General features: G+C 47.0%; 11 protein-coding genes and 2 pseudogenes. 5 read left to right on the top strand and 8 right to left on the bottom strand.

All coding sequences use genetic code 11. From position 1 onward, the window contains the following. The 4 genes and pseudogenes from ACTHSP_RS12600 to ACTHSP_RS12585 all read right to left on the bottom strand — a co-directional run. A partial coding sequence (locus ACTHSP_RS12600) for an IS5 family transposase (RefSeq protein ID WP_440346203.1) occupies positions 1 to 744 on the bottom strand: 744 nt, incomplete at its 3' end. 63 nt (positions 745 to 807) lie between these two features. Then, positions 808 to 1,149, bottom strand: a pseudogene (locus ACTHSP_RS12595) (dioxygenase family protein); the annotation flags it as partial. A gap of 390 nt (positions 1,150 to 1,539) precedes the next feature. Further along, a complete protein-coding gene (locus ACTHSP_RS12590) occupies positions 1,540 to 2,112 on the bottom strand; it encodes a DUF4276 family protein (protein ID WP_314513938.1) in 573 nt (190 codons plus the stop codon). Then, positions 2,106 to 3,335, bottom strand: a complete 1,230-nt coding sequence (locus ACTHSP_RS12585; protein ID WP_128582602.1) for an AAA family ATPase — start codon at positions 3,333 to 3,335, stop codon at positions 2,106 to 2,108. Before ACTHSP_RS12585 ends, ACTHSP_RS12590 begins: the two co-directional genes overlap by 7 nt. Positions 3,336 to 3,485: 150 nt before the next feature. On the opposite strand from ACTHSP_RS12585, the gene ACTHSP_RS12580 reads away from it, so the two are divergent. Next, the gene (locus tag ACTHSP_RS12580; RefSeq protein ID WP_225522870.1) at positions 3,486 to 3,731 is read left to right on the top strand and encodes a LysR substrate-binding domain-containing protein; all 246 of its coding nucleotides are present in this window, start codon (positions 3,486 to 3,488) and stop codon (positions 3,729 to 3,731) included. A 134-nt stretch (positions 3,732 to 3,865) separates the two neighbouring features. After that, positions 3,866 to 3,973 (top strand): annotated as a pseudogene (locus ACTHSP_RS12575) (IS5/IS1182 family transposase); the annotation flags it as partial. 92 nt (positions 3,974 to 4,065) lie between these two features. Here ACTHSP_RS12575 and rlmB read toward each other — a convergent pair. From rlmB to ACTHSP_RS12560, 3 genes are all read right to left on the bottom strand, one after another. After that, the gene (gene rlmB, locus ACTHSP_RS12570; protein ID WP_315094852.1) at positions 4,066 to 4,815 is read right to left on the bottom strand and encodes a 23S rRNA (guanosine(2251)-2'-O)-methyltransferase RlmB; all 750 of its coding nucleotides are present in this window, start codon (positions 4,813 to 4,815) and stop codon (positions 4,066 to 4,068) included. Between the two features lie 62 nt (positions 4,816 to 4,877). Continuing rightward, the gene (locus ACTHSP_RS12565; RefSeq protein WP_003680717.1) at positions 4,878 to 5,186 is read right to left on the bottom strand and encodes an AzlD family protein; all 309 of its coding nucleotides are present in this window, start codon (positions 5,184 to 5,186) and stop codon (positions 4,878 to 4,880) included. Continuing rightward, on the bottom strand, positions 5,183 to 5,893 hold the full coding sequence (locus ACTHSP_RS12560) for an AzlC family ABC transporter permease (RefSeq protein WP_314513661.1): 711 nt from the start codon (positions 5,891 to 5,893) through the stop codon (positions 5,183 to 5,185). Before ACTHSP_RS12560 ends, ACTHSP_RS12565 begins: the two co-directional genes overlap by 4 nt. A 102-nt stretch (positions 5,894 to 5,995) precedes the next feature. Here ACTHSP_RS12560 and ACTHSP_RS12555 point away from each other — a divergent pair, with 102 nt between their 5' ends. After that, a complete protein-coding gene (locus ACTHSP_RS12555; protein ID WP_004520317.1) occupies positions 5,996 to 6,970 on the top strand; it encodes a PhoH family protein in 975 nt (324 codons plus the stop codon). 121 nt (positions 6,971 to 7,091) lie between these two features. Then, on the top strand, positions 7,092 to 8,078 hold the full coding sequence (locus ACTHSP_RS12550) for a malate dehydrogenase (RefSeq protein ID WP_440346202.1): 987 nt from the start codon (positions 7,092 to 7,094) through the stop codon (positions 8,076 to 8,078). Between the two features lie 687 nt (positions 8,079 to 8,765). On the opposite strand, the gene ACTHSP_RS12545 is transcribed toward ACTHSP_RS12550, so the two are convergent. Continuing rightward, complete coding sequence (locus tag ACTHSP_RS12545; protein ID WP_440346201.1) at positions 8,766 to 10,202, bottom strand: NAD-dependent succinate-semialdehyde dehydrogenase; 1,437 nt, start codon at positions 10,200 to 10,202, stop codon at positions 8,766 to 8,768. Between the two features lie 329 nt (positions 10,203 to 10,531). Between ACTHSP_RS12545 and dnaG the strand changes: the two genes are divergently transcribed. Then, positions 10,532 to 12,304 carry a DNA primase gene (gene dnaG, locus ACTHSP_RS12540; RefSeq protein WP_314513667.1) on the top strand — a complete coding sequence of 591 codons (1,773 nt, stop codon included), beginning with the start codon at positions 10,532 to 10,534 and terminating at the stop codon, positions 12,302 to 12,304. The last annotated feature ends 246 nt before the right edge of the window (positions 12,305 to 12,550 follow it).

Here is a 12,550-nt window from a genome sequence, read left to right as displayed (position 1 = left end):
CAGATGTTGCCGGTTTTCCTCACTGTCATAGCCTTTATCGGCATAGACGGTCGTACCTTTGGGCAGTCCTTCCAACAGCGGCGACAGGTGTTTGCACTCATGGGCATTGGCGGGGGTAATGTGCAGTTTCTCGATATAGCCTTCCTCATCGGTACGGGTATGTTGTTTGTAACCGAGTTTGTAGAGGCCGTTTTTCTTTGTCCAACGGGCATCGCTGTCTTTGCTTGGTGTGGTTTGGCCGCTGACTTGTCCTTCGTCATCGACTTCTATGGCCTGGCGCTGTTTGCTGCCGGCGGTCTGAATAATGGTGGCGTCAATGACGGCGGCGGATGCTTTCTCTACTTTTAAGCCTTTTTCGGTCAGTTGGCGGTTAATCAGTTTTAGCAATTCGGACAGGGTGTTGTCTTGCGCCAGCCAGTTGCGGTAGCGGCATAAGGTGCTGTAATCGGGGATGCTCAGTTCGTCAAAACGGCAAAACAGGTTGAAATCGATGCGGGTGATGAGGCTGTGTTCGAGTTCGGGATCGGAGAGGCTGTGCCATTGTCCGAGCAGGACGGCTTTGAACATGGACAACAGGGGATAGGCGGGACGGCCGCGGTGGTCTCTAAGGTAACGGGTTCTTTGACGATTTAGGTACTGTTCGATCGGTTGCCAATCAATCACCTGATCCAACTTCAATAGTGGGAAGCGGTCGATGTGTTTGGCGATCATGGCTTGAGCAGTTTGCTGAAAGAAGGTACTCATGAAAAATCCCCTAAATGTCTTGGTGGGAATTTAGGGGATTTTGGGGAATTTTGCAAAGGTCTCCGCCCAAGAGCCATGATCAAAACCGCGTGTCGGGTTCAGCTCGACATTCTCCGGCTGCAAGAACGACCGCACTTGCTCCGCCAACTCAGGCAAACCGGGTGCCGGATATTGCACCTGACTGAGTTCTTCAGGAAATCCGTAAAAATCATAAATCATTTCAGGCTTTTCGCCCGATGTAACCTGCAAACGGCTGCTGTACCAATGCGCCGAAATCATCAAAATCGCTTTAGGTTTGGCAAATTTTTGCGTAATCAGGCTGAGATTTTGGTTGAAAGGATTTTCCTTATCCAACACATTCATCGGACTGCCATGCCCGACAAACAATACAGGCATTTTTTTCATCACTGCCTCCTTAAAATATTTGATGAGGCGGATTGTACGGATAAATGATTAAGCAATAAATCTCAATTTATGAACAACATATTTTCCAAATAAGAAATGATGAAATATTCTTTGGCTTGCTGCAAAGTTAAAAAGAGGTCCGAAGATTCCGATTTCAATAGCAATACCTAAATCAATCGAACAAATCTGCCTAAGAGCACTGCATTCTATGACTGATAACTCAACGTCAGAATATCATTTGTTAATAGCAAATTATAAAAAAATGTCGTCTGAAAAATAAACTTGGTTTTCAGACGACATTTTTATCTTAGAAAGAGTAGAAGAATTTTCAATATAGAGATGGTAGAGCAATATTATTGGCCATCTTTAAACTATACATTCAGACGATTTTTATATATTAGATTGAAAATGTGCGACAACACATTTTGCACTCGGACAGTTTGGATGCGTGGCAGCATTTTCGATTGAAAATTCCCAATATTTAATCATCTTCTTAGCAAAGCCAACTTTGTTTCCCGGTCCTCTGGCAGAACCGGTTTCTTTGACAATTTTGCTGATTCTGTCCCAAGGCAATTCGGGCGTCTCTTCCGGAAACTGTTCTCCTGCAAAATCTTCAATTTCTAAAAATTTTTTCATGGCTTGAGTATCTGCTAAAAACCATGCTTCTATCGCTTTAACCGTAATAAAATAGGCAGTAATTTTCGCGTGATTGATTCTTTCCTTAACATCTTCAACAGGGCGTCCGTCCGAATCCGTCAAAATATACAGTCTTTCTGCTCCATTTGCTTCCAAAACACCAATAAAGGGCTCAATATTATGAGGCAATAAATTACCTGCACCATTAGCATCGATAACAGGTTCAATCAGCTCAAAACCATTCCTGTGTAAAAAGGTCTTGAATGCCTCTGATTCGATAATAATCTTTTCGCATGACCCTTCAACAATAAATCCGACTTTTACCATGGCAATCCTCCTCCCAGCAGATTGGTCAGCCAAGCCGTATCTAACGGAATTTTGTTTTTATCGACACCCGACTTCCGAACATCTTTAATTTGGGTTTTGCCTTGAGATTTACTGACAAAATATAATTCTTCCAATTCTAGGCTGCGCACTACTGATTCACTATGAGTTGTCAGAATAATGGGATGGTGAGTGCTTGCATGTTCACGAATAAAGTCAATAAGTTCGCCGATGGCTTTCGGATGCAAGCCTCGCTCAGGTTCTTCAATGATGGTAATACCAGGCTGTTTTACACGCGTTAAAACGGCAACTAGCAGGCACAAGGCATAAATTGTGCCGTCAGAAACCATATGGGCGGGAAAGCGATCGCCGCTGTCTTCCTCGAAAAATAGCCCTTTTGAATTGTCTATATTTTGTGTTTTAACAGAAACTTTCTTCATTTCGGGCACAATCACGCTCATCCATTCAATGATTTGCTCGCGTAATTCATTGTCTTTTTCAAGTTTTTCTAGAACTGCAGCAATATTGCTACCGTCACGGTTAAGTTCCCTAGGATTGTTGGCGGTACTGCGGCGATTTTTGATGGTAAAAGGGTCGATACGGAATATCTTAACGTTTCTTAAACCTTGAAATTCTTTATTTTGTCGGAGAAAACTGTCGTCAGATGAATATTTTTCATCGGTTAATAATTTTAATCCGACACCTGTCGCCACACCATTGATTATATCCTGACCGATTTGATCGCTATCTTTCATCGCACCCCAGATAAGCCCCCCCAATGCACCTAGTAACCCTGCACCAATTAAATCATCTGACGTATTACTTTCTTTCTTTGCTTCTAGTTCTTTGCGTACTTTATCGCTATCAAAGATTATTTGCCCATCTTTAAGAATCTTTAGCGACTCGTCTTTGATTCTAGAAGCGATATTGTTCAAAGTAACCCTTATTTCATATTGATAAATTTGTTTTTCAATTTCAAATTCTATTTTGTAGCCAATGACTCTAGCATTATGGTTAGGACCAATTAAATTTTCTATACCACCAAACTCAGATACCGCCTTGCTCACTCCCATATCAATCACTTTTGATAAAAATACCAAGGCATCGACAAAATTGCTTTTACCCGTACCGTTTGCCCCCGCTAAAACCATAAAAGGAGAAACATCTTTTAGCTCTACATTTTGGATACTTTTAAATCCTTTAATTTCCAAATAGTTAATTTTCATTTTTACTTCTCTTGAATTTATCAACAAAACGTGTTTGAAAGCATACAGAGCATTTCATAGGATGGCAACCTTTTTCTTGTGTAAAAATCAAGCTATACTATTGTTTTAAAACACATTATTCTTACATGAATTCTCAGATAAGTAACAACTTTGCTAGAAAGCCGTTTTAAAAATATTGGTATAAAAATTTTTCCGAAACTCTTTTCAGACGACCTCGGCATCACTTGGCTGCCGCATATCATCGCCACAGACGCACTCCATTCAGGGCAGCCGGTCGAGCTGTTGCCTGAGTATGCTATGACTTACGAACCGCTTTACCTCTATTACCCCAGCCGCCGCGGGCATTCGAATGTGTTTAAGTTGATTGTGGATGCGCTGCGGGTGGAGGTCGTCTGAAAATGCAAAAGCAGCTTGAGTTTCGTTTGCCAAAATACAGGCTGCTTTCAAATAATCTCAATATGTCCGTCTGATTTTCAGACGACCTCTCCGCGCCGTATTCATGACTGCGACTTCTCAGAATCCGCGCTATTTATAGTGAATTAAATTTAAATCAGGACAAGGCGACGAAGCCGCAGACAGTACAAATAGTACAGCAAGGCGAGGCAACGCCGTACTGGTTTAAAGTTAATCCACTATATACGCGGATTAACTTTAATCCACCATAACAAACGTCGTCTGAAAACCAAATTTCCGTTTTTCAGACGACGTCTTCCGTTCACAAACCTAAGCGTTATTTCTCTGCTTTCAACACCCGTTGACGGCGCGTTTCGCTCAACACCATGCCTGCGCTGACGGACACGTTCATGCTTTCGACCGTGCCGAACATGGGTATCGACACCAGCATGTCGCAATGTTCGCGCGTCAGGCGGCGTATGCCTTCGCCTTCGTTGCCCATTACCCAAGCCACGCTGTCGGGCAAGTCGCAGTGGTAAAGGTCGGAGTCGCCGCCCATGTCCGTGCCGACAATCCAAATGCCGTATTCTTTCAGCTCACGCAAAGTACGGGCAAGATTGGTTACGGTAATATACGGCACAGTTTCCGCTGCGCCACAGGCAACTTTGCTGACAGTCGCATTCAGGCCAGCGCTTTTGTCTTTGGGCGCAATCACGGCATGCACCCCCATCGCATCGGCAGTACGCAGGCACGCGCCGAGGTTGTGCGGATCGGTAATGCCGTCCAATACCAGCAAAAACGGTGGTTCGCTCAGGTTTTCCAACACATCTTCCAAATGAACATGGTTTTTGGAAGCGTCGATAAACCCGACCACGCCCTGATGGCGCGCCCCTTTGCTGATGGCATTCAGGCGATCGGCATCGGCAAAATGCACGCGCACGTTTTCAGAGGCCGCTTTATCCAATACGTCGCGGGTGCGCGCATCAGATTTGCCCTCTTGGATATAGAGTTCGGTAATCGATTTCGGGTTTTGCCACAAACGGGCATTGACGGCGTGAAAGCCATAGATGAGTCGTTGGTTTGCCATGTTTTTGCTTTATCAAAAAATTCAGACGGCCATTATAACAAGTAAGGCCGTCTGAAAATTTTTTATTTCATCAAATAACCGAGTATGCCCGAAGTGCCAACGCCGATTAATACCGTCACCAACATCGAAAACCGGCTGGCCGCCAATACCGTCAAAGCAATAGCTATCAGCTCATGCGGTTTGTCCGATACAAAATAAGGCGCAATCACAGAAATCAACACGCAGCCCGGCGCAGCCTCCATAACTACTTGCGCACGACGGCTCAATGTACGGTTGCGCAATGCAAAAAAGCCGATTAATCGGGTTGAATAAGTAACGGCCAACATGCTTAAAAACAGCAAAAACGATTGCAGCGACAACAAATCCTTCATTTTTGCTCTCCCCACACATACGCCGCCAACAAGCCCGACAACGTCCCGGCCGGAACATACCATGCGCCATCCACGGTCAAATAAGTTGCGCACGCCACAATCAGGCTGACAAACCAAGGGCGTGAAGCCGCAAAGCTCTTCCACATACCACGCAGCAACACCAAAAACACCGCAGGAAACGCCATGCCGAAGCCCAAAGCCGCTACATCGCCGAACATCGGGCCGACTGCCGCACCAAATGCTGCAAAACCAATCCACGTTACATACAAAATAAAGCACACGCCGGCATAAAACGGCATATTGAATGCAGGCAAACCTGCCGCCTTACGCTTTTGAATTTCAGCAAACGCCATTGCCCAGCTTTCATCACACATAAAAAACAGCGCGGGCATCGCCTTTTTCAGCGGCATATCCCTCATATACGGCGCAATCGCCGCACCCATCAGGATATGGCGCGAATTAATCATAAATGTAACCGTTGCAATCAGCATAATCGGCAAAGGATTTGCCCACAAATTGACTGCGGCAAATTCCGAACCTCCGGCAAAGTTCATGCCCGTCATCAGCAGCATTTCCAGCCAGCTCATTCCTTTCTGCCCACCCTGCATGCCCAAAATCAGCGCCCACGGCAACAAGCCGATCAGCATGGGGGAACATTCTTTGATACCGCGCAGAAATTCCGATTGAGGAGAAGCAGTGTGATTCATTTTGATTGAAACGGTTTATTAAAAAGAAGCGACGTATTATAAAGCAGGCCGTCTGAACAAGGGTATAATACGGAAAAATTAGATTTATTTACGGAAACCAATATGACCCACACCGTCCATCTGCAGTTTGAAGAAATTGACAATACCGTGTTGCAACGCCTGTGCGGCGCGCTCGACAGCAATCTCGAAGCCTTAGGCAAAGCCCTTGATATCCAAATCAGCCGCCGCTTCGAACATTTCACATTCATGGGCGAACTGGCACACGCCGGCCGTCGTGCCTTGCTGTCGCTTGCTGAAGCCGCAGAAAAAGGCGACTTGGACGACAACGCCATCAGTCTTGCGGCCGTCGAAGCAAAAACCGCAGATGAAAAACACGAAGAAAAACACCACGACCAACAATACTATTTCCGCACCAAACGCGGCAGCATCGGCGGCCGTACCCCGCGCCAAAACGGCTATATCCGCGCCTTGCTCAACCACGATGTCGTGTTCGGCTTAGGCCCTGCTGGTACGGGTAAGACCTATCTTGCCGTTGCCGCCGCAGTCGATGCCATGGAAAAACACCAAATCGAACGCATCGTTTTGGTGCGCCCCGCAGTCGAAGCAGGAGAAAAATTAGGCTTCCTGCCGGGCGATTTGGCACAAAAAGTCGATCCCTACCTGCGACCACTTTACGATGCGCTTTATGATTTGATGGGTTTCGACCGCGTAACCAAATTGATGGAAAAAGGTTTGATTGAAATTGCGCCGCTGGCCTATATGCGCGGCCGCACCTTAAATGGCGCGTATGTCATTTTGGACGAAGCGCAAAACACCACGCCCGAACAAATGAAAATGTTCCTGACCCGTATCGGCTTTGGTGCCAAAGCAGTCATTACCGGCGACATCAGCCAAATCGACCTGCCGCGCAACATCAAATCCGGCTTGAAAGATGCACGCGAAAAACTGCGCGATGTAGAAGGCCTGTATTTCCACACCTTCACCAGCGAAGATGTTGTCCGCCATCCTTTGGTGCAGAAAATCGTCGAAGCCTATGAAGCAGCAGAAGAACAAGCTGAAAAGAAAAACGGCGAATAATCTTTTCAAACACTTCAGGCCGTCTGAAAATCAAATTTAAGACGGCCTTTCTACATCATTCTCCCCATAATGCTGCTATAATCCAAAAATTAAGTAAAACAACAACTTCAAAAGGAAAAATATGACCCTCAAGCCACCCGTCCGAATCGCCGTTACCGGCGCGGCAGGCCAAATCGCCTACGCCACCCTCTTCCGTATCGCCGGCGGCATCATGCTCGGACGCGACCAACCCGTTATCCTGCAGCTGCTCGACCTGCCGCAAGCACAACAGGCATTGCGCGGCGTGATCATGGAAATGCAAGATTGCGCCTTCCCGCTCCTTGCCGACATCTTCGCCACAGACGACCCCGAAGTCGCCTTCAAAGATGCCGACATCGCCCTCTTGATTGGTGCACGCCCGCGCACGCAAGGTATGGAGCGCGCCGACTTGCTGCACGCCAATGGCGAAATTTTCAAAGTACAAGGCGCGGCGTTGAACAAAGTTGCCAATCGCAACGTTAAAGTCCTCGTCGTCGGCAATCCGGCCAATACCAACGCCTACATCGCCATGAAATCCGCACCCGACATCCCGCCGGAAAATTTTACTGCCCTGATGCGTCTCGACCATCACCGCGCCGTCAGCCAAATTGCCGAAAAAATCAACCGCCCGATTACTTCCATCGAGAAAATGTGTGTCTGGGGCAACCACAGCCCAACCATGTACGCCGACTACCGCTACGCCACCAGCAACGGCGAGTCCGTCCAAGACATGATTACCGAACCTGACTGGAACACCGAAGTCTTCATGCCGAAAATCGCAGGACGCGGTGCCGCCATTATCGCCGCGCGCGGTTCATCGTCCGCGGCCTCCGCAGCCAATGCCGCCATCTACCACCTGCGCGACTGGTTGCTCGGCAGCAGTGGCAAATGGGTGACCATGGGCGTTCCATCCGATGGCTCTTACGGCATTCCCGAAGGTTTGATTTTCGGCTTCCCCGTCATTTGTGACGAAGGCAGCTACCGCATCGTCCAAGGCTTAGATTTGTCGGACGAATTCAGCCAAAAACGTATTGCCGCCACACTGGCCGAATTAGAAGAAGAACGTTCAGCCATCCAGGATCTACTCTAAAACAAAGGCCGTCTGAAAACCAAATTTCAGACGGCCTAAATAATTAAATGCCCGTTCTACAATCATTTTTAAAAACTAGAATGGCACTCTTTGTCCTTGTTTATCTTTAAGATGCCATTGACCTGACGGTGTACAACCGCCACCACTACTGCCGACAGCATAATGATCACAATTCGGGTCAAGCCGTTTCCCTTGAGAATATGAGCCATTTGTCAAACCATCCCCATCAAAGGAACTACATGCGCCGATGAAAGCTACGCAAAACAGAATTAAAAATTTCTTCAACATTCACATCACCTTTTTTATAAAAATCATACCAAAAATTACAGCCTAGATAAAGTTCCCACGCTATCGATATGAGCCAGACTGTGTGAGCAAAAAGAACCAATCCTGCCTTGCTCACTGTTGTATTGCCGCCGATATAGGTACCAGAATTTCCGCTGCCTTCGCTTAAAGAAAAACTAACTCCAGAAATTTGGAATACACATATAATGAAATTAAAAACATATAAAATAGTTATTAAGCTAATTTTATATATATGTGACAAAATTTTTGCAACTTTGTTTCTTATGGTTTTGCTTTTTTTATAAAGCTCGTTCTCATAATATGAAAATTACCCAATACCTTTTCTGCGTTTAAAAAAGGCCGTCTGAAAACCGAATTTCAGACGGCCTTTACTGTGCAGCTTTATTCCGCTACATCAATGCACAAATATTTCAATTCCAAATACTCGTCCGCACCGTATTTACTGCCTTCACGTCCCAAACCGCTGCGTTTCACGCCGCCAAACGGTGCCACTTCATTACTGATTAAGCCCGTATTGATGCCGACCATGCCGTATTCCAAGGCTTCGCCGACGCGCCATTGGCGGGCGGTATTGGAGGTGAAAAGGTAAGCTGCCAAACCGTATTCCGTATTGTTCGCAGCCTCGATGACTTCGGCTTCGGTTTCAAAACGGAACACCGGACACAACGGCCCGAAGGTTTCCTCGCGAGCTACCGCCATTTGCGCCGTAACGCCGCTTAAAACAGTTGGTTCGAAAAATGTTCCGCCCAATGCACTGCGTTTGCCGCCGGTCAGGCAACTTGCGCCTTTAGCAAGCGCGTCGGCGATGTGCTGCTCGACTTTCTCCACCGCTTTTTCCTCAATCAGCGGCCCTTGGTTTACGCCATCCTCCAAGCCGTTGCCCAATTTGAGCGCAGCCACTTTTTCACTTAATTTGCGGCAAAATTCGTCGTAAATGCCGGATTGAGCGTAAACGCGGTTGGTGCAGACGCAGGTCTGACCGCTGTTGCGGAACTTGCTGGCAAGCGCGCCTTCAACGGCTTTGTCCAAATCGGCATCGTCAAACACGATAAACGGCGCATTGCCGCCCAGTTCCAAACTGAGTTTTTTAATGTCTGCCGCGCTGTCGGCAAAAATTTTCGCGCCGACTTCGGTTGAGCCGGTAAAGCTGATTTTGCGCACAGTTGGATTTGTGGCAAATTCATGGCTGATTTCCGAAGCACTACCACTGACAACAGGCAACAAATCCTGCGGCACGCCCGCTTCATAAGCCAAAACGACTAATGCATACGCACTCAAAGGCGTGAGTGATGCTGGTTTGACTATCATCGCGCAACCAACCGCCAAAGCAGGCGCAGCCTTGCGCGCAATCATCGCGGACGGGAAATTCCACGGCGTAATCGCAGCAGTAACGCCGACGGGCTGCTTCAATACAACCAGTTTTTGCGATGCTTTCACACTCGTCAGCACATCGCCGTCAATCCGCCGAGCCTCTTCCGCAAACCAGCGCACAAACGAAGCCGCATAATCGATTTCACCACGCGCCTCAGTCAGGCTTTTGCCCTGCTCCATCGTCATGATACGCGCCAGTTCTTCTTTGTTTTCTTTAATCAGAAAATACCAGCGCCACAACACATCGGCCCGCTCCAACGCAGTTTTTGCCGCCCATAATTTTTGTGCTGCCTCTGCCTTTTGAATCAAAAGCTTCAGGCCGTCTGAATCAGTCTTACGGACAAACGCCAAAGCCTCACCTGTTGCAGGGTTATCAACTCTAATGGCATCTGGAATCGAAACAAAGGAAATATCGGGATGATTGAGCAAACGGGCAAAATCTTTCATGAGAAACGACCTTTCTAAAAACAAGGATATACGTTCATTATCATATTCATACCATGAAAGCGCAACTGAATCGCAAAATAAGACAACAGAAAAGGCCGTCTGAATATCTTACAGACGGCCTTTGCTTTAGCGACATCATATCCATCTTAATTACGAATGAAATACGATTATTAATAATCTACCTCAAAAGGATAGGACACATGTATGACAACAATTTGCTATAATACAAAACTCATTTTAACCCTCATCCAAAATTCCATTTTCAGACGGCCTTTGTCTGTTTATAAGGCCGTCTGAAATGTTTTCCGTCCATCCTCTTCTACCGAGCCATGATTCCATCTGATTTCATTGACGAGCTTTTGTCCAAAGTCGATATTGTCGATATTATCGACGAGCAGGTTCCGCTGAAGAAAGGCGGGGCGAACTATATGGCCTGCTGTCCGTTTCACAAGGAAAAAACGCCGTCGTTTTCGGTCAGCCCGACCAAGCAGTTTTACCATTGCTTCAGTTGCGGGGCACATGGTTCGGCAATTGGTTTTGTGATGGAACATCAAGGGCTGTCGTTTCCGGAGGCGGTACAGTTTTTGGCTGATCGCGTCGGTATGACGGTGCCTAAAGTTCGTGGACAGGAAGACAATCCCGAAATCCGTGCCGAACGTAAGAAAAAACAACAGACTTTGGAAGAAACGACGGCAGCGGCAGCGGATTTTTACGCGCAACAGTTGAAATTCAATCCGGCGGCGAAGGCTTATTTAGACAAACGCGGCTTGAGTGCGGAAGTCATCGCGCATTATGGTTTGGGCTATGCACCTGACGGTTGGCAACCTTTGGCGCAAGTGTTCCAACCCTATCCGAATACTGCATTGGTGGATACGGGCATGGTCATCGACAACGAAGGCAAACATTACGACCGTTTTCGCCATCGGATTATGTTCCCTATCCGTAATCCGCGTGGGCAGGTCATCGGCTTTGGCGGCCGCGTGTTGGATGACTCAAAACCCAAATACCTGAACTCGCCCGATACTCCTTTGTTTGACAAAGGGAAAAATCTTTACGGGCTATATGAAGGGCGTGCTGCCGTAAAAGAGGCTGGACGGATTTTGGTGGTCGAAGGCTACATGGACGTGGTCGCATTGGCGCAGTTCGGCGTCGGCTACGGCGTAGCGGCTTTAGGTACGGCAACCACGGCGGAACACGTCAAAATCCTGATGCGCCAGGCCGACAGTATTTATTTTTGTTTTGACGGCGACGGCGCAGGACGTAAAGCGGCTTGGCGCGCGCTGGAAAATGCGTTGCCGCAATTAAAAGACGATAAATCGCTGCATTTTCTATTCTTACCTGAAGAACACGACCCAGACAGCTACATCCGCGCCTATGGCAAGACTCAATTTGAAGATGCCTTGTTAAACCAAAGCAAGCCCCTATCCGAATACTTTTGGGAACATCTTTCAGACGGCCTCAACCTCAATACGCAAGAAGGCAAAGCAGAATTGGTCAAAACCAGTTCTCCGCTTTTGGCTCAGATTACCGCACCGGCATTGGGCTATCTTCTGAAACAAAAACTCAGCGAGCTCGTAGGCATTGACCCGGACAACCTCGCACAGTTACTCGGACAAGAAGCGCCAAAGCGGCACGTCAAACAAAAAAGTTACAAACTGCCGCCTATTTCTGTCAAACAGCCAACCATGCTGACACTGGTTCAAAGACAGATACGCAGCCTCTTGATAAATCCGGCTTGGGCTTCATATATAGACCTGCCCGATTATCTGGCTTTAAGCGGCGACTTCGCCTGCCTTGCCAATTTGGCCGAAACCATCAAGCATCACGATACGACTCCTGCAACTGCACAAGTGCTTGAATATATGCGTGGTTCACCCTATGAGGAAACCGTCAATCAAATCTTTTTATCAACCCTTCATTCTGAAGAAATGGAAGGGGATAACGAAGAAGATTGCGAAAGTTTCCAAATCGGCATGAAAAAGTTGTTAAATGAATTAAAATACAGTCAAATCGAAACTTTAAAGCAAAAAAGTATTCAAACCGGTTTGACCGAAAATGAAAAAAGACTCTTGCTGTCGCTTTTGACGGCAAAGCAAAACTAACCCCTCAGGCCGTCTGAACAATCTAAACACACGCTGCGAAACATGACACGCAGAACACTCTATCTGTAATATTTTCAGACGGCCTCAGAGTATTAAAGTGAAATCTGATTTCACAACAAAAAGCTCTGCTCCGCCTTCAGGTACGGCCACATCACCGTAAACCGTCGGCATCCTATCAACCTAGAGAGCAATCCATGTCTAAAAATCAAAACTACGAAGAATACCAAGACCAAGACGACAACCGTC

Source organism: Neisseria sp. P0001.S005 (assembly GCF_051963715.1).
This window is presented reverse-complemented; position numbering and strand designations above follow the sequence as displayed.